Source organism: Flavobacteriales bacterium (assembly GCA_016779935.1).
GTDB lineage: Bacteria > Bacteroidota > Bacteroidia > Flavobacteriales > UBA7312.
In genome coordinates this window covers 296248-321356 of the sequence record JADHMQ010000001.1, presented here as the reverse complement: position 1 = coordinate 321356, position 25109 = coordinate 296248, and the positions used below count along the sequence as shown (strand labels likewise).

Here is a 25109-nt window from a genome sequence, read left to right as displayed (position 1 = left end):
TCAATTGTGAAGACCAAAAATGTAAATTTGCCGAATAATTTATACGTCCAAAACTACTTACTAATATGACTATTGAAAACTATAATAAAGAATTATCTGAATGGATAAGTAAAGAACACGCCTCAGCTGAACTCTCCAACATCGTCAGTAAATTAGTTCTAGAACACTCTACTGAACTAGTAATGTTTAGAAACAGAATGACGAATATTAGCATCAGTGAAATTTTTAATTTGCATGATTACGCCAGAAAATTTGTTCAACAAGATATAAGTACAAAACAAACCTTACCAATCGCTAAAGCTATACTTGAACTCGGTATAAAAAACGCTAAAATAGATTTGGGTAAACTGGCTTTTGAATGGATAAAAGCAAAAGGTACTGAAAACAATATCAATGAATTCGTTTCAAAAAAATTAGGCTCATTTATTACTACTGATAATGATCTTTCTCCTAAAGATATAATTTTATATGGTTTTGGAAGAATTGGTAGGCTAGTAGCTCGTGAACTTTCCTTACAGGATGGTGCTGGTGATCAACTTCGATTAAGAGCTATTGTAACGCGTAAGAATTCTGATGATGATATAATCAAAAGGGCTTCTCTGTTAAGAACCGATTCCGTTCATGGTGTTTTTAACGCCAATGTCATAGAAGATTTAGAGAATAAATCCATCATTATAAATGGTAGAACTGTTAAAATGATTGCTGCTGATAGTCCAGATTCTATAGATTATACTCAATACGGAATAAATAATGCTTTAGTAATTGATAATACTGGAGTATTTAGAGATAATGAAGCTTTGAGTTTACACCTAAAATCAAAGGGCGTTTCTAAAGTTTTACTTACTGCTCCTGGAAAAGGTGTTCCGAATATTGTATTTGGAGTAAATCATAAAGTTGATGTTGATAATCAAGATATATTTTCTGCAGCATCTTGTACTACAAACGCTATCACACCAGTTCTAGAGGTAATAGAAAACGAATTTGGTGTAGTTAAAGGTCATATAGAAACTATTCACGCCTACACCAATGACCAAAACCTTGTGGATAATATGCACAAGAAATACCGTAGAGGTCGTGCAGCAGCTCTTAATATGGTTATTACAGAAACTGGTGCTGGTAAAGCCGTTACAAAAGCTATCCCATCGTTAGAAGGAAAATTAACTTCTAGTGCTATTAGAGTACCTACACCAAATGGCTCTTTAGCTATTCTCAACTTAACGACTAAAAAAGCAACGTCTTTAGAAGGTATTAATGAGCTTATGAGAAAGGCAGCCTTTGATTCTGATTTGGTTGAACAAATTCGTTACTCCGTTAACAATGAACTTGTATCCTCTGATATTATTGGTGACAGTTGTCCTTCCATTTATGATAGTCCAGCAACTCAAGTTTCTAGCGATGGCAAATCTTTTGTTTTGTATGTTTGGTACGACAATGAATACGGTTACACACGTCAAGTTCTTCGTTTAGCTAAGCATATTGCTAAGGTTAGAAGAAACTGTTATTATTAAAAAACTATGTTGACCAATCTAAACCTTAATCAAAGAGCATTTATCATTTACAAATGGTTTAACTCTTTGTTTTTAGGTGTTTCTATTGGGAGTGTTTTTACAATTTACGAGCCTCTTGACCCCTCTGTGTATTCTTTAGGTGGAATTTTTCTAGCCTTAATAATGATAATCGTTGCTAAATTTTACTATAAAATTTTAAATGCTTATTACTTTTTTAGAATATCCATACTCGTTGAATTGATTGTATTGGCTATGCTTGTTAGCTTTCTCATCTTTTCATACAGCTATCAGACGGCATTATTCATATATATAGGCTATCAAATTACATTTGTATTTGGTTCATATCTAGTAAGAGCAGAGACGCTAGTCTTTAATGACAATGAAGTTCTGACCAAAATAGATATGGCTAAACAAATAGGCTACCTCCTTGGGATGGCTATCTCCTACCTCTACTACAAAGGCTTAGAATATTATGAGCTAATTATCGACAAGCAAGAACAGGTGTACAACATTCATTTTATACTTGTTGCTATAGAATTAGCGGTTCTGTATTTTTTGATTCGAGCATTTACCAAAACAGATTGATTTGGTTTTTCGATTTAAATCTTTTTACATAGAACAATCAAAATCTTCAATGAAAGTAGGTGCTGATGGTGTTCTTCTAGGTGCTTGGGCCACACCTTCATCACCTCCAAAACATATTTTGGATATTGGTACTGGTACAGGCTTAATTGCTATTATGATGGCACAACGGTTTGAAGATGCCAACATCATTGGTATTGATATTGATTCTGAAGCTGTACAAGAGGCTACATTAAATATGGCTAATTGTCAATGGTATAAACGACTTAGCTGCTGTGAAAGGTCGCTTCAAAATGCTAATTTTAATCACTCTTTTGATTTAATAGTATGCAATCCACCCTACTTTAAAAACACCACTACATCTAATGATGAAAGGCGAACTAAAGCTAGACATACAAATAGCTTATCTACAAATGATATTTTTAAAAAAATGGACGTGCTTCTTAGTTCAAAAGGAGAACTGATGATAGTCTATCCATCTGAAAACATTAGTGATATTAAAAATAGTTTAAACGCTTTCGGTTTATTTCTGAATGAAATTTGTTGGGTAAGAGGAAATGAGCAAAGTAAATATAAACGACTATTACTTAAAATCTCTAAACAGAAAAAAAGACTTAAAGAAAATCATCTAACAATTGAAAAAGCAAGACATAAATATACGGATGAATACACCCTTTTATGCAAGGACTTTTACCTTAAACTGTAATTTCTTCTTCAACAAAATCTATACCAAAATCTTTAAGCCTTTCTAGAACAGGTAAGTAAATTTCTTTGTCAATGGGAATCTTTACTCCTGACATATTTATTTTATTGGTCAAAATAAGTTCGGTTGCTATAGCTACTGGAAGTCCAACAGTCATGCTCATAGCCGTATTACTTTGATCTTTACCCCTCAAAACTAATGAAGACTTAAGTTTATGCTCTTTTCCATTTAAGGTATACTCAAACAAATGTTGCATTACAATCATATCCTTATCATTGGCTTTTAAAGACCATTTACTTTCTAAAATATGTTGTAAAACTTGTGCTGGTGTTCCTCTATCTAAACCAATCTTTGTGTTTTCAAAAAGCCCAAGCCAAATCAATTTGTCCATCACTTCATTGTCAAGTGATAGATTGTCTTTTACTTTACTTTCAACAGATTTTACAATATCGTATTCTAGAAATGAATTTATGAACTCTCTACACGTCATAGTTGATACATTGGATAGCTCAAATGAATCATCAGTCATACCCAATTGTACAAATACATCCCATGCTTTCGAAAAGCCAGGTCTTCTGAGCGTTCCTCTTAGCATTGTAGGTATGTCATTAAGGTTATATGATTCTCTGTAAGATAATGAATCACGATTAGCGTATGCCTCAAATTTGCCTTCATTTAAAACCTCAATGTTATCAATTCTTTTAAAAAGAGAGTTGTAAGGAATGTATTTGTAAAGATTGTTTCTTATGAACTGAGCAGTTCCTTGTCCAGCTAGAACCACATTACGAGGATTCCAAGTGAATTTATAATTCCAAGGGTTGTCATCATACTCTGGAGCAACTAAACCACCACAAAAGGACTTAAAAAGACTAATCTCTCCTCCTTTTGAATGTATGTCGTCAATAATTTTTTTGGCAGATAAATGATCTATTCCTGGGTCAAGACCAATTTCATTGAGTAACAAAACACCCTTTTCCTTAGCTTTCTCATCAAGAGCTAGAATTTCATCAGAAACATAAGATGCTGTAATCATATTTACACCTTGAATAACACAATCTTCAGCTAATAAAACATGCATTCTAGCTGGAAGCATTGACACTACTATATCTGCTTCTCGAATTGCATCATTACGCTGCTCTACATCAAACACATCAAAATACAAGGCAGTACCTCTAGGGTGATTGTTAATTTTTTGTTCGGCTAAATTTAAGTCATAATCAGCCACAACAATATTCCAGTCATTTTCCTCTGAATTAATGAGAAGATATTCGATTAATGATGTTGCCGACAAGCCTGCTCCTACTATTAGTATTCTTTTCATAAAATGATGTATTGAATAGGGCTAATATATGTATTTTAGTGTTTTACTAATCAGATGAATAAGAAAGTTTTACTCATAGCCAATTGCCTAATTATTTTAGGTATAATTCTAGATGCCTTTAGTGCACATGCTCTAAAAAAACTCATTAGTTTTGAACAGTTGCAAAGTTTTAAGGTAGGCACTAAGTATCATCTATTTCATTCATTAGCACTACTAATTTTAGGTCTAAATTATTCTAAACTTAAGCTTTCAAAAACAATAATTGCACTATTTATTTCTGGTATAATTTGTTTTTCATTTTCTATCTATTTTTTAAGTATTCAAAATTTAATAGGTATGGATTTGAAATTTCTAGGTCCGATTACTCCTATTGGCGGACTTCTGTTTATTTTATCTTGGATATTTGTTTTTACAAAAATGATGTCGATTAAACAAAATTCATAAGTTAAATAATCGTCAATACAGCTTTTAATGTGTATAATTTACACATTAAAAATCTATATTTAAATGTTAATTTTCTCTAGTGTTTTATAAAATATATTAAATGAAAAATCAACACTTTATTTTTTGTGGGTTAGTGATTAATTCTAATATTTGTCAGCCTAACCCTATATACGTTTTGATTCATGAATAACGAAATTCAATCACAGTTATATAAATTGGGCATTTCTGATGTAAACATTCATTGGAACCTTTCCCCTGAAAAATTAACCTCTCTTTCTATTGAACAAGAGCAAGCAAAATTGACAAGTTATGGTGCTATTACTGTAAATACTGGTGAGTTTACTGGTCGTTCTCCTAAAGATAGATTTATTGTTAAGGACGACTTAACAGCAAACTCCGTATGGTGGGGAGATGTAAACATTCCTTTCAGTCCAGAAAAATATAAATCGCTCTATAATAAGGTTGTTAATTACATTAAAAATAAAGACATCTACGTCAGAGATGTCTATGCTTGTGCAGACGAAAACTTTAGACTAAATATTCGAGTAATTAACGAATATCCATGGTCTAATTTATTCGCTTACAATATGTTCATAAGACCAACTGAAGAAGAACTTAAAACATTCTCTCCTGATTGGACAATCATTAACATTCCATCGTTTTTAGCAGATGCTGAAGTGGATGGCACTAGACAACATAACTTTGCTATCATTAATTTCACAGATAAAAACATTTTGATTGGTGGAACTGGCTATACTGGCGAAATCAAAAAAGGTATTTTTTCTGTACTTAACTACATCCTTCCTCATGAAAAAGGTATTTTATCCATGCACTGCTCAGCAAATGTGGGTAAATCAGGTGATACTGCAGTGTTTTTTGGATTATCAGGTACCGGTAAAACAACTCTATCTGCAGATCCAAACAGAAATCTGATTGGAGATGACGAACACGGCTGGAGTGAAAATAGCGTATTCAATTTTGAAGGTGGATGCTATGCTAAATGTATTGACCTTACGGCTGAAAAAGAGCCAGACATCTATGCTGCAATAAAGAAAGGTGCTATATTAGAAAATGTGATTTTTAAAGATGGTACAAACGAAATAGATTTCAAAGACAGTTCAATTACCGAAAATACAAGAGTAAGCTACCCTATCCATCACATTTCAAATATAGCCGTACCGTCAATTGCTGGCGCACCTAAAAACATTTTTTTTCTCACTTGTGATGCCTTTGGAGTACTTCCTCCAATATCAAAATTGACCGTTGGTCAAGCCATGTATCACTTTATTTCTGGATATACAGCAAAAGTAGCTGGTACTGAAGAAGGGATAACTGAGCCTAGCACTACTTTTTCGGCATGTTTTGGTGAGCCATTCTTACCATTACATCCTACTCGATACGCTGAATTATTAGGTGAAAAGATGAGATCAAATAAGGTAAACGTTTGGTTAGTTAATACCGGATGGTCCGGAGGCCCTTATGGAATTGGATCAAGATTGAGTCTTAAGTATACACGTTCAATGATTACAACTGCTCTAAAAGGCGATTTAAAAGATGTTGATTACGTGCAACATGAAGTATTTGGGTTACTTATGCCAACTTCTTGTAAAGATGTACCATCAGAAATATTAAACCCTAAGAACACTTGGGAAAATAAAGAAGATTACAACACTAAAGCAAACGAACTCGCTATCGCTTTCAACAATAATTTTGAAAAATTTACTGACTTTGCTAATGACGAAATACTAGAAGGAGCTCCAAGAGTTAAAATCGAGAAATAATAAAATAATCAATAAGGATTACCAATAAAAAAACCATTCAAATGAATGGTTTTTTTTAAGTATGTATTTATAAAAGTACTCTTTCCTACTTTGAGAATTTAGAGTATTTATTTTTGAACTTATCGATACGACCTGCAGTATCAACTAGTTTCATTTTACCAGTATAATACGGATGAGAGTCTGAAGAGATTTCCATTTTAATTAATGGATACTCATTTCCATCTTCCCATTTGATTGTATCTTTTGTATTTGCAGTAGATTTTGTCAATACAGTATGACCTGTTGAAATGTCTTGCATTACAACTAATCTATAATTTTCTGGGTGAATTCCTTTTTTCATTATTTCAATAATTTGGATTGCAAATATAAACACTTATAATAAACTAGCAAACTAGCATTTTAAATATTATACTAATTAGTGTTGGCTCAACGTTTGTTTTATATTTGCAGTATATGTATATCAGAAAACTCATTCTATTTTTTGGAATTTTACTTTCAATAGCCTCTTGTCAAAAAGACTTTTTTCAAGAAAGTGGACCAGGAAATCTATCTTTTTCTAACGATTCTATCTTGTTCGACACCGTTTTTTCAACTATTGGAAGTGCTACAAAAAAATTCGTGGTATACAATTACAATTCGAATCCTGTAACAATTGAGAGAATTTTCCTTTCTAATGATGACCCTCTAAATGTATATAGAGTCAATATTGATGGAATGCCAATAGAACAAAGTCAGAACATAAAACTTGCTGCTAATGACAGCATGTTTGTATTTATTGAAGTTACTATAAATCCAAACTCTTCACAACTCCCCTATTTAGTTACCAATAAACTTGAATTTGTAACTAATGGAAATACACAAGACATTGACCTTGTAACTTATGGTCAAAATGCTAATTTTTATACTCCTACCAATAATTTATTTATTGGTGATGCCGATACTTTAAATTTTAGATATTATTCCATCGATGAAAATACCACTTGGTCAAATGATTTACCACATGTAATTTATGGCTATGTGATAATTGAACCCAATGCTAAACTAACAATCGAAGAAGGAAGTCGTATTTATTTTCACAAAAATTCAGGTATTATTTCAGGAAACCCTATTCTAGGCGCAAGTAATAATGGTGGAACTTTAATCGTGAATGGTAGTTTAAATAATAAAGTGGTTTTTCAAGCAGACCGATTAGAGCAATGGTATGCCGATGCGCCAGGTCAATGGGATCAAATATGGATGTGCCAAGGCAGTAAAAACAACCTAATAAATCATGCTATAATAAGAAATGGAACTGTTGGGATAAAGGTTGATACTCTTGGTAATTCTGCTAACCCAACATTAGAAATAAATAATACCATTATAGAAAATATGAGTGATATTGGTTTATTTGCTCAAGGAAGTTATGTAAATGGTCACAATAATGTTATTAAAAATTGTGGCAGATACAGCCTTGTTCTCAATATAGGAGGTCAATATAATTTCACACATTCAACGTTTGCTAACTATTACTCATTTGGTAGTAGAAACACCCCTTCCGTTCTAATAAACAATTATTATGAAGACATTAACGGAACTATTCAAATAAGAGATTTAAATGAGGCTACTTTTACTAACTGCATTATTGATGGCAGTAATGTTCATGAAATAGAATTACAGAATAATTCATCAGGTGCCTTCAATTATTTGTTTGACCATTGTTTATTGAAAATTCATCCAGATTCTTCTTTAAATGCTTTTAACCAAACGAATAGTATTGAAACTGATATTAATATAAACATTTTTAACAGCACTGTAGATCAAGACTTTATGATTAGTGCTGAGTCTCCCGCCTTAAATGCTGGAAAAATAACTTCTGTCACTCTTGATATTTTAGGTAACATCCGGGACAACGCCCCAGATATTGGTGCTTACGAAAGAGTAAATTAGATTTTTTCTAGAAAAGCTAGTGTATCAACACCATCAGCATAATCGTTCAGTTTTGGAAACTGAGCATTACCAAATGGAATCCCACCTTTTTTGACTACACATTGAATATCATTGTTTAGACTATCCAATTCCATGTTTACAGACTCTAAATCATCATAATACTCATAATTTAATACGCCTACCGGAGAATGTAATCCCTTATCCTCTTTAAGGATTAAAAAACCATTTTCAGTAATCTTTTGATTACCCATTAAATAAATGGCTTTGTAATAATCATAATTATTGGCGTATTTATTATTGAGTATAACGTCTTTATATTCATAAAACACTTCGAAAAGTAAATCTAAATTATAACCACTTGGAAGAAATAACTTGGTCACGTTTCGGCAACCTAACCCAAAATACATAAAGACATCGGCAGCAAGAGATTTTCTCTCTTCCAGAGTTTCATTGCCATCTATCACAGCAACTGATGTTCTGCTTCTTCTCAATATTTTTGGATAATCTTTAAAATAATAATCAAAATGTTTAAAAGAATCGTTATTTCCAGTGGCTATTACAGCGTCAAAATCTTTTACGAAGGAAGGCGTAATATGAATTAATTCAGAAAAGTTTGGCTCTATCTTAATTAACTCATCAATGATTATAGAAAGTAATTGATTATCCTTAGAGGACATCTTTACCATAGCTATGTTACCACTTATTAAAACACATAATAAATCATGAAAACCAACTAGTGGAATATTTCCTGCCATTATAATTGAAATTCTATTTTTTGGGAAAGCATCAATAGAATAATTAGCAAGCCATTCGGATAAATTTTTATGGTTTAAATTTAAGGATATAGCAGATATAGAACTTCTAATGTTTTCTGGAGTAAACCATCCATTTTTATAAACAATCTGTTGAATAGCTTTTTCTAACTCATGACTGTTATCATTATTACTACTTACAAAACCATTTAAAAAATCTCCTAATTTTTCAAAAGCAGAAATTCTATTTTCAATCGTCATTTTCTTGTTATATTTGTACCTGCAAAATAAAACTATTAACCTTTTTGATTTTATAAAATGGCAATTAAAATTACAGACGAATGCATAAACTGTGGAGCTTGTGAACCTGAATGCCCTAATAATGCAATTTATGAAGGTGGTATGGAATGGCATTTTTCTGATGGTACTTCCCTAAATGGAATAGTTACTCCAAAAAGTGGTGGCGAATATGACGCTGATGACTCACAAGATCCTATTGATTACGATGTGTACTATATCGTTACTGACAAATGTACTGAGTGTATGGGTTTTCACGATGAGCCACAGTGTGCTGCTGTATGCCCTGTTGATTGCTGTGTAGCTGATGAAGACAATGTAGAGTCCGAAACAGAGTTATTATCAAAGAAAGATTTCTTACACTCATAAATGTCACATAAGCACAAAGCCATATTTCAATTTTTTATTATCGTTTTATCGGCTTTTATTAGTGTCAATGTATTTGCACAAAAGACAGATTTTTCCTCTTACGAAAGTGAATTAAAGGCTTTTGCCAATCAATTAGTTTATGGTGAAAATGACAATGAGAAGTTAGATGCTCACAAGTCGTTTTTAGAGACTTGGGATTTAATTCTTGATGACCCTAAGTCCATGAAGTATTCTTTTGATTCTCTGACAACTCTTTTCCCAATTCTAACCAGCGATGATAAAAAAATAAGAATTATCAATTGGCATATCCCACTAGATAATAATATCAATCAATATCACGCTATTGTTCAGTACTTTGATAACAAGAAAAAGTATCAAGTAAAGTATTTGGAACCTATGTTAGGCGAGGTTAAAAGCGCTAATTCACTTAAGCTCATAAACAACCAATGGATTGGGGCTTTATACTACCACTTATCATCCTTTAAGAGAGGAAATAAAACCTATTACCTGCTACTTGGTTGGGATGGAAATGATGAAAGAAGTAACAAAAAAATAATTGATGTTTTATCCATATCCTCCAAATCTTTAGTATTTGGAGCGCCTATTTTTAGGTATAAAAAACAACGATTACACCGATTCATTTTAGAATATAAGGAAGATGCAGCTGTATCTATGAAGTATTTCGATAAAAGCAAACAAATCACTTTCCCTAATTTGATACCAATTAATGACGATTTAGAAGGGCTTTACGACTTTTATGTACCAGATGGAAGTATCAATGCATTTGAATTAGTTAACGGCTCATTTAAGTTTAAAGAGGATATTGAAAATCCTCAAAAAGTTAATGTTCCAAAAATCAAAAAAATAGATTCTGGATTGTTTCCAAAATAAATAATAATACCTCATTTTTGTATTCATAATTTTTACATATGAAAAAGCACAATTTTAGCGCTGGTCCTTGCATTTTACCACAACAAGTTTTCAAAGAAGCATCCTCTTCTATTTTAAATTTCAACAACCTTGACCTTTCATTGATTGAAATTTCACACAGAAGTGCCGATTTTGTTGCTGTTATGGATGAAGCTATCAGTTTAGTAAAAGAAACACTTAATGTTCCTTCAGGGTACTCTGTACTATTTCTTCAAGGAGGTGCGAGTATGGAGTTCTTAATGGTTGCTTACAACCTAATGAAAACAGATGGTAAAGCAGCTTACCTTGACACAGGAGCATGGTCATCAAAAGCAATTAAAGAAGCAAAACTATTTGGCGATATTCAAGTAGTAGGCAGTTCAAAAGATAAAAACTACAGTTATATACCCAAAGGGTATACTATACCATCTGATGCCAATTACTTTCACTGCACATCAAACAATACAATCTTTGGAACTCAGATGAAGAATTTTCCATCAACAGATGTAAATATCGTATGCGATATGTCATCTGATATATTCAGCAGGAAAATTAATGTTTCTGATTTCGATTTGATTTATGCAGGAGCACAAAAAAATCTTGGTCCAGCAGGGACCACTTTAGTTATTGTAAAAGATGATATATTAGGACATACTGGTAGAGATATTCCTACCATGCTTGACTACAGAACTCACATTAGGAAGGAGAGTATGTTTAATACCCCTCCAGTTTTTCCTATCTATGTAAGTATGCTGACACTAAGATGGTTAAAAGAGAATGGTGGAATTGAGTGGATTGAAAAAAGAAATAATCAAAAAGCAGATTTACTTTATAACTTCATAGATTCTAGTTCAATTTTTGAAGGCAGTGCTGCCATTGAAGATCGTTCTACTATGAACGCTACATTTTTATTAACAAACGATGCGCTTGAATCAGAATTTAATAAAATGTGCCAGGAAGGTGGAATTAATGGATTAAAAGGTCACCGATCAGTTGGTGGATATAGAGCGTCTATGTACAACGCTATGCCATTAGAAAGTGTGCAAGTGTTAGTTAATATAATGAAAGAATTAGAACGAAAAGGATAATGACAAAAGTACTTGCAAATGACGGAATTTCTCAATCTGGAATAGACACACTAGAAGCAGCAGGCTTTGAAGTAATAACTCAAAAAGTAGCACAAGAGCAATTAGCGAATGTAATAAACGAAAAAGATATTAATGTTTTACTAGTTCGTTCAGCTACAACAGCCAGAAAAGAATTAATTGACGCTTGCCCTAATTTAAAGCTCATAGGACGTGGTGGTGTTGGAATGGATAATATAGATGTTGAATACGCTAAAAACAAAGGCTTAGAGGTTATAAATACGCCAGCGGCTTCATCTGAGTCTGTAGCAGAATTAGTTTTCGCGCATTTGTTTAATCTTGTTCGATTTGTATACGACTCAAACAGACAAATGCCACTTGAAGGAGACACAAAATTCAAAGACCTTAAAAAAGCTTACGCCAAAGGGTCAGAACTGAAAGGTAAAAAACTTGGTATCATTGGTTTTGGAAGAATAGGACAAGAAGTAGCAAAAAGAGCGATTGGATTAGGAATGGAAGTAATAGCTAATGATAAATTCATTAAAGAAGCTGATGTTGAACTTGCTTTCTTCGATGGACAAAAAACTACTTTTAACATAAAAACTACAAGCTTTGAAAAGGTAATAAGTGAGTGTGATTTCCTTACGCTACATATTCCAAAACTATCAGACAAAGCTGTAATTGGAAAGGAAGAGTTAGAAATGATGAAAGATGGCGTTGGTATAGTCAATGCTGCTAGAGGGGGTGTAATTGATGAAGAAGCTCTATTAGATGCACTAAACTCTGGTAAAGTTTCTGGAGCTGGACTAGACGTGTTTGACAATGAACCTACACCAAAGGTAAAACTCTTAATGCAGCAAAATGTTTCATTGACTCCACATATAGGAGCAGCAACAAATGAAGCTCAAAATAGAATAGGTGTTGAATTAGCCGATAAGATTATATCGTATTTCAACTAATTTTTATACTTTCATCTTAAAGTCTTAAACTAATCTAAAGTCAAATGGCATCAGTAGTACCTTTTTGTGCGATTCGTCCTACTAGAGATAAGGTTTCTCTTGTAGCAACACGCTCATACCTATCCTACTCAGATGAAACTCTTAATGAAAAGTTAAACAATAATCCATACACCTTTTTGCACATCATTAATCCTGATTTTTACGATAAGAACAAAGCAAAAGATTATACCGATAGGTTTAATATTGTTAAAGCAAAATTTGAAGACTTTAAGAATAAAGGCATATTCATTAACGATAATAAAAAGCATTTTTACATCTATCAGAAGATTAAAGAAAATGGACAATCTTTTATAGGAATTATTGGTGCGTCAAGCGTTGAAGATTATATTAATGGGAAAATCAAAATTCATGAACAAACCATTGAAAAAAGAGAACACCTATTTAAAAAATACCTAGATATAACTGGCTTTAATGCTGAGGCTGTACTATTGACCTACCCCAATCACAAAACAATAGATCAGCTTATTAAGGAATATTCAAATAAACGAGCCGAATACGAATTCACAACTACCAATAGATCCTTACATAAATTATGGCTAGTGAATAATGATAATGACATTTCGACCATACAAAAAGCCTTTGCTGAAGTAGAGAATTTATATATTGCAGATGGTCATCATAGATTTGCATCTTCTAGCCTTATTTACAAAGAAAAAAATCACATAAACTCCTCAAATAAAGACTTTTGCATGAGTTATCTCATTGCAGAAGACCAACTTAAAATCATTAATTTCAACAGATTAGTTAAAGATTTAAACGGTCTAAATAAAGATGAATTTCTTACATATGTTGAAGAAAAATATACTGTTCAAAAAGTTGATAAAGCCATTCAGCCAAAAGAAAAAGATGAAATTGCTATGTATCTAGAAAATCAATGGTATTCAATGGTGGCAAAAAGTGAATATGTTGATAGAGAGGATTGTGTGGAAAAATTAGACCCATCTATCCTATCCAATAATATACTAGACCCTATATTAGGAATTAAAGACCCAAGAAATGATAAACGTCTTGCCTTCGCTGACGGTAGTATTGATTTAAAAGACATTGAGAATAAAGTTGATAGCAAAGAATATGAATTGGCGTTTATACTCAAAGCTGTTAATTTTAATCAATTAAAAGAAGTTGCCGACAATGGCAGGTCAATGCCTCCAAAAAGCACCTATATACAACCTAAACTTCGAAGTGGTATGATAATCTATAACCTTACTGATTAATGTCTGTAAAAGAGCACATACTCCATCTACATAAAACCTTAGCAAACAATGTTCATTTGGTAGCCGTTTCCAAAACTAAACCTAATGAATTGATTCTAGAAGCTTATAATGCTGGTCAACGAATTTTTGGTGAAAATAAAGTTCAAGAGCTTGTTGAAAAAGAGGAATCATTACCAAAAGACATTGAATGGCACATGATTGGGCACCTTCAGACTAACAAGGTAAAGTATATTGCACCATTTGTTAGACTTATACATGCAGTTGATTCGATTAAACTCATAAAAGAAATCAATAAACGAGCCAAGCAAAACAATAGAATTATACCCTGTCTGCTTCAAGTTCACATCGCACAAGAAGAAAATAAATTTGGGTTAGACAAAAATGGTGTTATTGAAATTCTTAACTGTGAATTTCCTAATGTATCTATTAAAGGCCTTATGGGAATGGCTACATTCACTGAAGATAAAAACCAAATACGAGAAGAGTTTAAGTACTTGAAAAACATCTATGATGAGATTAAAGAAAGTCAGACGACTTTTTCTATTCTTTCAATGGGTATGAGTGGTGATTACTCTATTGCCATTGAAGAAGGGAGTAATATGGTCAGGATTGGCTCCTCTATTTTTGGCAATAGATAAGACTTTATTTCTGTGGACGAATTAATTCCCACATTTTTCCTACTTCAGTAGAATTCGAACCTCTATAAACTTGACCTGTTTCTTCATCAATAAGAATCCATTTTGTTGGGCATTTAGTAATGAGTTTTAACTCAACAGGCTTTTCCAATTCCTCTATTTCACGCTTATTTACTGTTCTCATCTTTTTCATAATGGACTTTTTAAATGTTTATTAAGATATTTGTACTCAACTTGACTACAAAAATATGATAAATCTGTTCACTAAATCTCAACAAGCCTACGGAGAATTCAATAATGGAGAAATTATAGAGAATAAGCCCATTGGATTTCCCCAAGATGGAGGGAAATTAAAACCATATTCCAATATCTTTTATTGGGCACACGCTACGGCACAAAAAGACAGTGTTATAGGATTACATCCTCACAAAGGGTTTGAAATAATGTCCATTGTTCTTGAAGGAGAAATCATTCATTACGACACCTTATTGCAAAAGTGGATTCCACTTAAAAAAGGAGATGTTCAGCTTATTCAATCTGGGGGAGGAATTTCACATGCTGAAGCTTTAAAGAAAGATGCCTCAATTTTTCAAATTTGGTTTATTCCTGACTTAAGAAAAACTCTGCAACAGAACGCAAAATACATTGATGTTCAACACAGTGAATTGCCAAAAAATGGAAATAAAACCACTATTGTTGGTGATGAATCACCAATACAACTAGAAGCAGAGGGTATAGAAATAGATTTTATAGAATTCGATAGCGATAGTCTTAAGTTAGACTTTGAAGATGAGTTCTACTATTCTATATATATTATTGAGGGGGAATTAAAAAATGAATCAACACAAGCCAAAAGGCATGATTTCTTAATTATTGAAAATGAAGCTTCAATAAAATTTAATGTAATAAGTAAAGGTAGATTGCTTTGCATTAAGTCCCCTACTACCACATCTTATCCTGTTTACTAATAAAAAAGCCCCTTAACGGGGCTTTTGTTTATTGATTCAAATAGTTGTTGATATTACTCTCAACTCGTTTGAGGACATCTGAAACATCTTCTTTAACGAATTTGTCTCCAGTAATATGTTCAAATAATTCGATATACCTTTCAGAAACAGAATTACAAAATTCTGGGCTCATTTCTGGAATACTTTGCCCTTCTTTTCCTTGAAAACCATTTTCAATTAGCCATTGTCTAACAAATTCTTTTGACAACTGCTTTTGTGGGTTTCCAGCTTCTAAGTTTTCCTTGTAACCATCAATATAAAAATACCTAGAAGAGTCTGGTGTATGAATTTCATCAATTAAAGTGATTTCTCCATTTGAGTCTTTTCCAAATTCATATTTAGTATCTACTAAAATCAACCCTTTTTCCTTTGCAATTTCAGTTCCCCTTTCAAATAATTCTTTGGTATATTTCTCTAAAAGAACATAATCTGCTTCAGAAACTAAACCTTGATTTAAAATTTCTTCTCTAGAAATATCCTCATCGTGACCTACTTCCGCTTTTGTAGTTGGGGTAATTATTGCTTCCTCAAATTTTTGATTTTCAACCATTCCGTCAGGCATTGGAACTCCACAAAGCATTCGCTTACCATCTCTGTACTCTCTCCAAGCATGACCGGTTAGGTACCCTCTAATTACCATCTCAACCTTAAAAGGCTCACACCTTTTTCCAACAGTTACTGATGGGTCTGGAGTTTCTTCTTTCCAGTTTTGAACAATATCTGAAGTAGCATCCAAAAATTTAGAAGCAATTTGACTTAGTACCTGTCCTTTGTAGGGAATACCCTGTGGCAATACGTGGTCAAATGCAGAAATTCTGTCTGAAGCTATCATTACCAATTGGTTTTCTCCAATTGAATAAACGTCTCTCACTTTACCTTTGTATAAGTGAGTTTGGTTTGGAAAATTAAAATCTGTTTTAATAATTACATTACTCATTTTTCTTCTTGTTTTGCTTTGTACGCTTTAATAATTTTTTTAACTAACTCATGGCGAATGACGTCTTTGTCATCAAGTTTTATTACACTAATTCCCTTCACTCCTTTTAGTACATGCAAAGCCTCTAAAAGACCTGAAGGCTGTTTTTGTGGTAAATCAATTTGTGTTTCATCTCCAGTAATTATAAACTTAGCTACTCTACCCATTCTAGTAAGAAACATTTTCATCTGCTGCTTAGTTGAATTTTGTGCTTCATCTAATATCACAAATGCATTATCTAATGTACGTCCTCTCATAAAAGCAAGAGGTGCAATTTCAATAATTCTATTATCTAGAAATTCATTAAGTTTTTCTGCAGGAATCATATCCCTCAAAGCATCATAAAGAGGCTGTAAGTATGGATCTAACTTTTCTTTTAAATCACCTGGTAAAAAGCCTAGATTTTCTCCAGCTTCTACTGCTGGTCTAGAAAGAATAATGCGTCTAACCTCTTTATTTTTCAATGCTTTTACTGCAATAGCAACAGCGGTGTAAGTCTTACCTGTTCCTGCTGGCCCTACAGCAAATAACATATCGTTTTTTAAAGATTCTTCTACCATCTTTCTCTGATTGGTAGTTTTGGCCTTTATTATCCGTCCATGAGTACCATGAAGGAGCACATCGTTATTCCCTTCCAAAACAACACTGTCTTCTAAAATAATACGTTCAATATTACTATGAGTCAAACGCTGATATTTTGAATAGTGAGCCAACATAAGATTAAACTTTGACTCAAAATAGGTCACAGATTCATCATCACCAATAAGTTTTAAAGTATTTCCTCTTGCAACTACTTTTACTTTAGGGAAAAAATCAAGTATAAACAACAAAGTCTTGTTGTTAGTGCCGTAAATATCAATAGGGTTTATACCCTTTAAATCAATTATTTTTTCACTCATTTACTGTACTTGAATATTATGTTCGAATCCATTAAATTTATACTTACTTTTGAATGGACAAAATAACAACTTTTGTGATAAATATTTAGATTAATTTATCAACATTATGCCAATAATTACACTTACCACAGACTTGGGCAATACAGATCACTATGTTAGTGCTGTTAAAGCAAACATATTGAGGCAATTAGAGTCGGTAAATATTATTGACATCAGTCATAACATTCCGACTTTCAACGTTTTACACGCTGCATTTGTATTAAAAAATGTTTATAAAGACTTTCCTCAAGGTAGTATTCATATCATTGGTGTAAATGCTGAGGCTAGTGAAAATACACCTCATATTGCAGTTTATGCTGACGAACATTATTTTATAGGTACTGATAATGGCTTATTCTCCTTACTTTTAGATATTAAAGCTGATAAAATTGTTCACATTACAACGCCTTCTGAGTCTGATAATGAAAATTTTCCCATAAAAGATGTTTTTGTAAAAGCTGCTTGCCATATTGCACGCGGAGGAACTCTTGAACTGATTGGCTCGCCAGCGGATGATTTCATTAATAAAAGTTCAAAACTAGTTGCTTTACACGAAAGAAACAGCATTAGAGGATCAATCATTCATATAGACCATTACGGGAATGCCATAACCAATATAAATCAACGATTATTTAATGATGTGGCAAAAGGAAGGAAATATTCTATTCACCTAGGGAATAAAGAACATTATTCGCTAAGTAGTATTAAAAAGAGATTCAATGAAGTACCATTAGGAGATGCTATGGCAATGTTCATTTCTACTGGTAACCTTGTAATTTCTCTTAACATGGGGTCTGCTTCATCATTAATGGGGCTTGAAATAAACGATACAGTAAGAATTGAATTCTATGATTAAACGAATAGTAAAACTTGAAATAATGCCTACTAAAGTAGAAGACTTCAAACATTACTTTGAAAAGAATAAAAGTCAAATCCTATCCTTTGACGGTTGTGAATCTGTTCAATTACTTCAAGATGTGGACGATGAATGCACATTTTTTACACATAGCTTGTGGAAAAGCGAAAATCATCTGAATTCATATAGAAATTCTGATTTTTTTAATTCTGTTTGGAGTAAAGTGAAATTACTATTTAATAATAAGCCATTGGCTTGGAGTCTTATCGAGATTTTATAATATTTGCCTAATGATTGCATTATTAAAAAAAGAACTTAATACATTCTTTAGTCACGCCTCAGGGACTATCATAATTCTTAGTTTTTTATTAGCGAATAGTGCATTTCTATGGGTAATTTCTACTGACTTTAACATTATCAATTCAGGATTTTCTCAGATGGATGGGCTTTTTAGTCTTTCGCCATTTCTATTTATAGTTTTCATTCCCGCACTTACGATGAGACTGTTTTCTGATGAATATAAAGAAGGCACCATAGAAAGACTAAAAACGTTGCCAATATCAAATTCTACACTTGTATTATCCAAGTATTTTTCAGGGATTATAATTACTTTAATGTCAATCACTCCTACTCTAGTTTATTTTTACAGTATTTACCAGCTCTCAGACACTCCAGGAAATGTTGATTCCGCTGGAATTATTGGTTCTTATATTGGATTATTGCTACTTTCAAGTTTATTTGTTTCCATAGGCGTATTTGCATCATCAACCACTAATAATCAAATTACTTCTTTTTTAATAGCCATTATCATTTGTAGCTTTTTCTACTTTGGTTTTGATTTAATTGCAAGTGAAATACCAAATGGAAAAATAGAATTAGCTATCAATTATATTGGTATTAATTACCATTATAATAGTCTTAGCAAGGGAGTTATTGATAGTAGAGATATCATATACTTCTTGTCACTCATCGCATTGTTTTTTCAACTAACTATTCATTCAATACGAAAGGAAAGATGAGAGCGTACTTGAATAAACAACTGCTATTAAATATATTTATAATAATCCTTTTGAATATTGTGGCTAGTTTTTTCTTCTTTAGGATAGACTTAACTGAAGAAAAAAGACATTCATTAAATGACACAACCAAAGATGTTGTATCCTCTTTAGATGATATTGCTTACGTAAAAGTATATCTAGATGGCGACTTGCCTTCGGGCTTTATTCGTCTTAAGAATTCGACTAAAGATATTTTAGATGAGTTTAGAAATTACTCTTCACTTATTGAGTATGAATTCATCAACACGAACGATTTTAGCTCTATTGATGAACGTAATAAATTATACACAGAACTTTCTGAAAATGGATTAGAACCTACAAATCTACAAGTACAAGAAAATAATGGAAATAGTGAACAGATTATTTTTCCTGGTGCTATTGTCTATTATAAAGGAAGAAGTCAATCCCTAAATCTTCTTCAAAATCAAATTGGAACAAACCCAGAAAATGTTTTAAATAATTCAATTGAAGATATTGAATTTGAGCTCACTAATGCGCTTTTTAAACTCATGAATAATAATAAACCCTCTATTGCATTTCTAGAGGGAAATAATGAATTAAATGAGCTTGAAACAGCTGATATAAGTCATTCACTAGGTCAAGTTAAAGGCTCATTATCTGAATATTTTAATGTTCAAAGATTTAATATAAAAGACTATGAATTAGAGGCTAATGGCTCACCTTCTTTAATAAATCAGCTAAATAGATTAAATAAGTTTGAAGCTATTATCATTGCTAAGCCAACACAAAAATTCACTAAAGTTGATAAGTTCCTTATTGACCAATACATAATGAATGGCGGTAAAACCATTTGGTTTATCGATGGAGTAATTATGGATATGGATAGTCTGAAGGGCAATGCACCTTACTCAATGGCAATACCCAATGATTTAAATTTAACCGATATGCTATTCAAGTATGGCCTTAGGGTTAACTATGATTTGGTAATGGATTTTCAAGCCGATAACATTCCAATTATTGTTGGCTATCAGGGTGATGTACCACAACAACAATTACTTCCTTGGCTCTACCACCCTATTTTTATCCCAAAAAGTAAGCACCCAATAGTCAAAAATATTGATGGCATAAAAAGTTCTTTTGTAAGCTCTGTTGATACGGTTAGTGCCAAGAATATTAAAAAAACACCTCTTTTATTCTCTTCTCCATACAGCAAATTACCAAAAGCCCCACACAGAGTAAGCCTTAATATACTAGAGCAAAATCCATCAATTGAACAATATAATCATGGGAAAATTCCAGTCGGCTATTTATTAGAAGGTAAATTTGAATCAGTATTTACGAACAGACTAGCACCTAATGATGATAAGTTGAAGCCCTTAAACCAGAGTAAAGCAAATAAAATGATTGTGTTTGGCGATGGTGATTTAATAAAAAACCACGTGAATTCATCTGGTCTATCGTATCCATTAGGCTATAATCATTACAGTAACACACAATATTTGGGTAATAAGCGAATGATTGTTAATGCATTAAATTATATTCTAGGAAACAATAATATTATAAATATCAGAGCCAAAGAGATCAATCTAAGATTACTGAATAAAAAGGAAATTAAAGAGAATAAACTTAAGTGGCAATTAATCAATACTCTATTGCCAATATTTATAATGAGCATAATTATTTCTTTATTACTTTTAAGACGAAAACGACAATACAGATGAAGAAGATAATAATAGTAATTCTGTTAATTACACTAGCTATTGTAGCATTTTACAAAAGTAATCACAAGACAGCTATTCAAAAAGAACTCAAAAACTTCGCCATAGAAGACACATCTTCAATTACTAAAGTGTTCTTTGCAGATAGATTTGATAATACAGTTACTCTTAATAAATCAAATGGTCAATGGCTAGTAGACAATAAATACACAGTTCGTGCTGACGCAATTGAATATTTACTTAAAACTATTAAAACTATTGAGGTAAAGCATCCTGTAAGCAACAGTATGCATGATAAAATCATTAAAAACCTATCTACAAATGCTGTGAAAGTTGAGATTTTCACCGATGATAAAGAAAAAGCATTTAAAACCTATTATGTAGGTGGTGAAACGAAAGATATGATTGGAAGCTATATGATTATGGAAAATTCCAGTAGAGCCTATGCTGTATACATTCCGGGTTTTAATGGATTCCTTGCCCCTAGATATAACATTGATGGTGCAGTCGTTAAGGTAGATTTGTGGAGAAATCGTAATATTTTTAATTTTAAAGCAGAAGAAATAAAATCTGTTAGTGTGAAAAATAATGACAATGAAAAAGAGTCATTCAGTATTTACATTAATGAAGGAGAATACTTCTTCAGTAGAAATAATATTACCAAGCGTATTCCTCTAAAAAATGGAAAACAATATTTTGACTTATTTAAAAATGTTAATTGCGAGGGCTTTATGAATAACTTCTCAAAGAAAGACTCCATTTTTAACAGTCAATCATTTCATATTATTACAATTGAGGATATAAACAACAACATCACTACTCTTCAGTCATTTCATAAAAAACCCGAAAAAGAAGAATACTTGCAACTTGACGGAGTAAAACAAGAATACGATGTGGATAGAATGTACGCAAAATTTAAGGATGACTTAATGCTCATTCAGTTCTATGTATTTGATAAAATATTACTGAAATCAGCTCAATTTAATGTTGAAAAGTAGTTAGAAATTTAACTTTTATAAGAAGGTAAATCTTATATATTTGTTTGATAACATTATTTAGAAAATAGACATGAAATTTATAGTTTCTAGTGCACAACTACTAAAACAATTACAAAGTATAAGTGGAGTTTTAAACTCTAGTAATACTCTTCCAATTCTGGATAACTTTTTATTCGATATTTCCAGTAACACCCTTAGCATTTCCGCTTCAGACTTGGAAACAACCATGAAAACCAAAGTGGAAAATGCAGAGGCAAATGAAGATGGTAATATTGCCATTCCTGCCAAACTACTGTTGGAAACTTTGAAAACCTTTTCAGACCAACCACTCACCTTCCTTATTGATGAATCAACTTATGGAATTGAAATAGGTTCTGAAAACGGAAAGTTTAAACTGGCTGGACAAAATGGCGATGAATTTCCAAAAACACCCTCTATGGAATCATCATCAAGCACTATGATGTCTTCACTAGTACTTGCTTCAGCAATAAACAAAACATTATTTGCAACAGGAAACGATGAGTTGAGACCAATCATGTCAGGAGTATTTTGTGAAATGTCATCAGATGGTTGCACTTTTGTAGCAACAGATGCTCACAAATTAGTAAAATACAAACGTAATGATGCAAATGCTGAAAATACTGTATCCTTTATCTTACCTAAAAAACCGCTTACACTTTTAAAGAATACACTAGTCAACGATTCAGAAGTTACTATTGAATACAATGAGACTAACGCTTATTTTAAGTTTGATAATCTTGAATTAATCTGTCGACTAATTGATGGAAAATACCCTAATTATGAGGCCGTTATACCAAAAGAAAATCCAAATGTTTTAACTATTGACCGATTAGAGTTTTACAATTCTATACGAAGAGTTGGAATATTTGCCAGTAAGTCTACTCACCAAATCAGATTAAAGATTGCTGGTTCTGAATTACAGATTTCGTCTGAAGATTTAGACTTTTCAAATGAAGCATTTGAAAGATTGAGTTGTCAATACATTGGCGATGATGTAGAAATAGGTTTCAATTCTCGTTTTTTGTTAGAAATGCTTAATAATTTAGAATCTGAGCAAATTAATTTAGAGATGAGTTCTCCAAATAGAGCAGGCATTATAATACCTCAAGATGGCGTTTCAGAAAACGAAGATGTATTGATGCTCGTAATGCCTGTAATGCTTAATCAATAATTCTTAACTATATTAGCGAACAAATAAACACTTCAAAAATTATGAAAAAAGTTCTTTTAATCATGTTTGTAGCATTTAGCACACAAGTGTATTCACAACATGAAAAAGGTAATTGGTTTTTTGGTGCTTCAAGTAGCAACATTAACTTTAGCTCAAGTAGCAATTCTGAAAATACTATCGATGTTACCTTTACTGGTTTTAGTGATACTCTAGTAAATGAGACTGATAGTTTAAATCTTGGCTTTTTATTTCCTTACACCTACAAATTAGATCAGGACAAACAAAGTGAGTTTAATGTCAATTTCAAAACTGGATACTTTGTTGCCGATAGATTTATGGTTGGTTTAGGTTTTGGATATGACAATGAAACTAGTCTATTTAAAACAAATGAAGATTCAAAATTAACGAGTGCTAGCCTTACAGATAGTTTAACTAATGTTTGGTTTACAGGTCTTCCTGGTGTTGCTACTAATGGAAATTCGTATGCCAATCACTATTTTGAACTTTATAGTTTATTAGCTGCCTCTGCCAATAACGATATAACTTATTCAAAATCGCTATTGAGTATATCTCCATTTTTAAGGTATAATTTCAAACTTAGAAAAGGTAATTCAATTTTCGTTGATGGTTCATACAGATATTCGTCAGGTAAAGAAGAAATGAAAGATGCTATCAGCTCAGTATCCTCTATAACTGATATTTTATCAGGAACTATTAATGTAGGTCTTGGATTTTGTGCTTTTGTATCTGATAAATTTAGTGTTGAACCACAGTTCAATTACTTTATGTACAACACAACTATGACTTCAAAAGAAGAAACTCCTCATCCAATACTAAGTGTTACGGATATGGGAGAAAAAATGACTGAACGTACGTTGACGGGTTCAGGAATTAACTTCTCCGTAGGTCTATCCTACTATTTCTAAGAAAAAAGAATACAATATCAATAATTACTAAAACCTCAGAAATGAGGTTTTTTTTATTCCATTTTCCAAGTATCCATATTTGGCTGACCAGCATCAATCCATGCTGAATACCATACGGAACCAATAGAAACAATAGATGAACGCATTTGACGCTCTACCATACCATCAAGCATTTTATGATATGCAGCAGAATATGCTAAGGAGTATACTTTTGAACTGCCACTTCCCTTCTCTTCAAAAGAATATTTTTCATCGCTGGAAAAACGCATATTTAATTTCGCCTCAAATAAAAGCACGGAGTCCTTGGCATTATGGCTATTCTCAATTATTGACCAAGCAAACGATAATATATCATCAACATAAGTTACCTTGGGTAATATGTAATTGTAGTTATCTGCAAAAAGTTCTGGTAATCTGGACTCCCAAAATGAATGAATGCCATCTTGTCTAGTGAGTTGACCATTGTAGTTAAGTGTAGTATGCAATGGTACGTGAGCATCTGCGATATAATGACCAATATCAGATGAATACTTAATGACCGCATTTACATCATGTTCTTTAAAGGCATTCACTAATGAATAATATTGGTTATTAATATTCCAAGGCAAAATTCCATATTCTAGTAATGTATCCTTTGAATATTTTTCAACAGCATCTTCCCATTTTCTTGGCATTACTTCAAAAGGATTTTCTTCACTGTAATAATCAATATCTATAAAATGTCTTGGGGCTTCATTCACAACTCTGTGACGCCTTTTATCCGTATTTACTGCATTATCTTCAAGAAGTTGAATATGATTAAGAAAAAAAGGTATTCATACTCTCAGGAAGAGTAAAAACAGCCATTTTATTAATCTTATAGTGTGCGAAAAATCCCCAAGTGAAAATAGTATGGTGTCCTAAAAAAAAGATGAGTAGTAAAAGGACTATTTTC

Annotated in this window: 27 protein-coding genes; 20 read left to right on the top strand and 7 right to left on the bottom strand. The window is 32.3% G+C overall.

The window, feature by feature from the left end:
• Positions 1 to 65 precede the first annotated feature (65 nt).
• From ISP73_01530 to ISP73_01520, 3 genes are read left to right on the top strand one after another with little or no spacing between them, the layout of a single operon-like run.
• Complete coding sequence (locus tag ISP73_01530) at positions 66 to 1508, top strand: glyceraldehyde-3-phosphate dehydrogenase (GenBank protein MBL6657264.1); 1443 nt, start codon at positions 66 to 68, stop codon at positions 1506 to 1508.
• A gap of 6 nt (positions 1509 to 1514) precedes the next feature.
• Entirely contained in the window at positions 1515 to 2093 is a 579-nt protein-coding gene (locus tag ISP73_01525; protein MBL6657263.1) for a hypothetical protein, read from the top strand.
• Positions 2094 to 2142: 49 nt separating this feature from the next.
• A complete protein-coding gene (locus tag ISP73_01520) occupies positions 2143 to 2796 on the top strand; it encodes a methyltransferase domain-containing protein (protein ID MBL6657262.1) in 654 nt (217 codons plus the stop codon).
• Here the strand turns inward: ISP73_01520 and ISP73_01515 are convergent.
• Positions 2786 to 4114: a saccharopine dehydrogenase NADP-binding domain-containing protein gene (locus ISP73_01515; protein MBL6657261.1), complete on the bottom strand. Its 1329-nt coding sequence runs from the start codon at positions 4112 to 4114 to the stop codon at positions 2786 to 2788. The genes ISP73_01520 and ISP73_01515 overlap by 11 nt on opposite strands.
• Before the next feature lie 54 nt (positions 4115 to 4168).
• Here ISP73_01515 and ISP73_01510 point away from each other — a divergent pair, with 54 nt between their 5' ends.
• Positions 4169 to 4558, top strand: coding sequence for a DUF423 domain-containing protein (locus ISP73_01510; protein MBL6657260.1), 390 nt, complete (start codon positions 4169 to 4171; stop codon positions 4556 to 4558).
• A 182-nt stretch (positions 4559 to 4740) separates the two neighbouring features.
• Positions 4741 to 6339 (top strand): phosphoenolpyruvate carboxykinase (ATP), encoded by a 1599-nt coding sequence (pckA, locus tag ISP73_01505; GenBank protein ID MBL6657259.1) that lies wholly within the window; start codon positions 4741 to 4743, stop codon positions 6337 to 6339.
• An 85-nt stretch (positions 6340 to 6424) separates the two neighbouring features.
• On the opposite strand, the gene ISP73_01500 is transcribed toward pckA, so the two are convergent.
• Positions 6425 to 6679, bottom strand: coding sequence for a type B 50S ribosomal protein L31 (locus tag ISP73_01500; GenBank protein MBL6657258.1), 255 nt, complete (start codon positions 6677 to 6679; stop codon positions 6425 to 6427).
• A 113-nt stretch (positions 6680 to 6792) separates the two neighbouring features.
• Between ISP73_01500 and ISP73_01495 the strand changes: the two genes are divergently transcribed.
• Positions 6793 to 8265, top strand: a complete 1473-nt coding sequence (locus tag ISP73_01495; GenBank protein ID MBL6657257.1) for a hypothetical protein — start codon at positions 6793 to 6795, stop codon at positions 8263 to 8265.
• Here ISP73_01495 and ISP73_01490 read toward each other — a convergent pair.
• On the bottom strand, positions 8262 to 9278 hold the full coding sequence (locus ISP73_01490; protein ID MBL6657256.1) for an acyl-CoA reductase: 1017 nt from the start codon (positions 9276 to 9278) through the stop codon (positions 8262 to 8264). The two genes, ISP73_01495 and ISP73_01490, sit on opposite strands and share 4 nt — an antisense overlap.
• Before the next feature lie 57 nt (positions 9279 to 9335).
• Here ISP73_01490 and ISP73_01485 point away from each other — a divergent pair, with 57 nt between their 5' ends.
• The 6 genes from ISP73_01485 to ISP73_01460 are packed head-to-tail and all read left to right on the top strand — an operon-like array spanning position 9336 to position 14548.
• Positions 9336 to 9683, top strand: a complete 348-nt coding sequence (locus tag ISP73_01485) for a 4Fe-4S dicluster domain-containing protein (protein MBL6657255.1) — start codon at positions 9336 to 9338, stop codon at positions 9681 to 9683.
• Positions 9684 to 10574, top strand: a complete 891-nt coding sequence (locus tag ISP73_01480) for a hypothetical protein (GenBank protein ID MBL6657254.1) — start codon at positions 9684 to 9686, stop codon at positions 10572 to 10574. It begins immediately after the preceding gene.
• Between the two features lie 38 nt (positions 10575 to 10612).
• The gene (gene serC / locus ISP73_01475; GenBank protein ID MBL6657253.1) at positions 10613 to 11680 is read left to right on the top strand and encodes a 3-phosphoserine/phosphohydroxythreonine transaminase; all 1068 of its coding nucleotides are present in this window, start codon (positions 10613 to 10615) and stop codon (positions 11678 to 11680) included.
• Positions 11680 to 12636, top strand: a complete 957-nt coding sequence (locus tag ISP73_01470; protein MBL6657252.1) for a D-2-hydroxyacid dehydrogenase — start codon at positions 11680 to 11682, stop codon at positions 12634 to 12636. The genes serC and ISP73_01470 overlap by 1 nt, the downstream gene beginning before the upstream one ends.
• Before the next feature lie 44 nt (positions 12637 to 12680).
• Positions 12681 to 13910: a DUF1015 domain-containing protein gene (locus tag ISP73_01465; protein ID MBL6657251.1), complete on the top strand. Its 1230-nt coding sequence runs from the start codon at positions 12681 to 12683 to the stop codon at positions 13908 to 13910.
• Positions 13910 to 14548 (top strand): YggS family pyridoxal phosphate-dependent enzyme, encoded by a 639-nt coding sequence (locus tag ISP73_01460; protein MBL6657250.1) that lies wholly within the window; start codon positions 13910 to 13912, stop codon positions 14546 to 14548. Before ISP73_01465 ends, ISP73_01460 begins: the two co-directional genes overlap by 1 nt.
• A 4-nt stretch (positions 14549 to 14552) precedes the next feature.
• Here the strand turns inward: ISP73_01460 and ISP73_01455 are convergent, their stop codons facing one another.
• Positions 14553 to 14729, bottom strand: a complete 177-nt coding sequence (locus tag ISP73_01455; protein MBL6657249.1) for a hypothetical protein — start codon at positions 14727 to 14729, stop codon at positions 14553 to 14555.
• A 64-nt stretch (positions 14730 to 14793) separates the two neighbouring features.
• Between ISP73_01455 and ISP73_01450 the strand changes: the two genes are divergently transcribed.
• Entirely contained in the window at positions 14794 to 15513 is a 720-nt protein-coding gene (locus tag ISP73_01450; protein MBL6657248.1) for a pirin family protein, read from the top strand.
• 28 nt (positions 15514 to 15541) lie between these two features.
• Here ISP73_01450 and ISP73_01445 read toward each other — a convergent pair whose 3' ends face one another.
• Positions 15542 to 16489 carry a phosphoribosylaminoimidazolesuccinocarboxamide synthase gene (locus ISP73_01445; GenBank protein ID MBL6657247.1) on the bottom strand — a complete coding sequence of 316 codons (948 nt, stop codon included), beginning with the start codon at positions 16487 to 16489 and terminating at the stop codon, positions 15542 to 15544.
• Positions 16486 to 17427, bottom strand: a complete 942-nt coding sequence (locus tag ISP73_01440) for a PhoH family protein (protein ID MBL6657246.1) — start codon at positions 17425 to 17427, stop codon at positions 16486 to 16488. Before ISP73_01440 ends, ISP73_01445 begins: the two co-directional genes overlap by 4 nt.
• A 106-nt stretch (positions 17428 to 17533) precedes the next feature.
• Here ISP73_01440 and ISP73_01435 point away from each other — a divergent pair, with 106 nt between their 5' ends.
• The 7 genes from ISP73_01435 (at position 17534) to ISP73_01405 (ending at position 24175) form a co-directional block, all read left to right on the top strand.
• A complete protein-coding gene (locus tag ISP73_01435) occupies positions 17534 to 18322 on the top strand; it encodes an SAM-dependent chlorinase/fluorinase (GenBank protein ID MBL6657245.1) in 789 nt (262 codons plus the stop codon).
• A complete protein-coding gene (locus tag ISP73_01430) occupies positions 18315 to 18602 on the top strand; it encodes an antibiotic biosynthesis monooxygenase (GenBank protein ID MBL6657244.1) in 288 nt (95 codons plus the stop codon). The genes ISP73_01435 and ISP73_01430 overlap by 8 nt, the downstream gene beginning before the upstream one ends.
• Before the next feature lie 10 nt (positions 18603 to 18612).
• Positions 18613 to 19341 (top strand): ABC transporter permease subunit, encoded by a 729-nt coding sequence (locus tag ISP73_01425; protein ID MBL6657243.1) that lies wholly within the window; start codon positions 18613 to 18615, stop codon positions 19339 to 19341.
• On the top strand, positions 19338 to 21062 hold the full coding sequence (gene gldG, locus ISP73_01420) for a gliding motility-associated ABC transporter substrate-binding protein GldG (protein ID MBL6657242.1): 1725 nt from the start codon (positions 19338 to 19340) through the stop codon (positions 21060 to 21062). The genes ISP73_01425 and gldG overlap by 4 nt, the downstream gene beginning before the upstream one ends.
• Entirely contained in the window at positions 21059 to 22057 is a 999-nt protein-coding gene (locus tag ISP73_01415) for a DUF4340 domain-containing protein (protein ID MBL6657241.1), read from the top strand. The genes gldG and ISP73_01415 overlap by 4 nt, the downstream gene beginning before the upstream one ends.
• A 70-nt stretch (positions 22058 to 22127) precedes the next feature.
• The gene (gene dnaN / locus ISP73_01410) at positions 22128 to 23249 is read left to right on the top strand and encodes a DNA polymerase III subunit beta (GenBank protein MBL6657240.1); all 1122 of its coding nucleotides are present in this window, start codon (positions 22128 to 22130) and stop codon (positions 23247 to 23249) included.
• Positions 23250 to 23290: 41 nt separating this feature from the next.
• The gene (locus tag ISP73_01405; protein MBL6657239.1) at positions 23291 to 24175 is read left to right on the top strand and encodes a hypothetical protein; all 885 of its coding nucleotides are present in this window, start codon (positions 23291 to 23293) and stop codon (positions 24173 to 24175) included.
• Positions 24176 to 24228: 53 nt separating this feature from the next.
• On the opposite strand, the gene ISP73_01400 is transcribed toward ISP73_01405, so the two are convergent.
• The gene (locus ISP73_01400; GenBank protein MBL6657238.1) at positions 24229 to 24915 is read right to left on the bottom strand and encodes a S1/P1 Nuclease; all 687 of its coding nucleotides are present in this window, start codon (positions 24913 to 24915) and stop codon (positions 24229 to 24231) included.
• Positions 24916 to 25109: the final 194 nt, after the last annotated feature.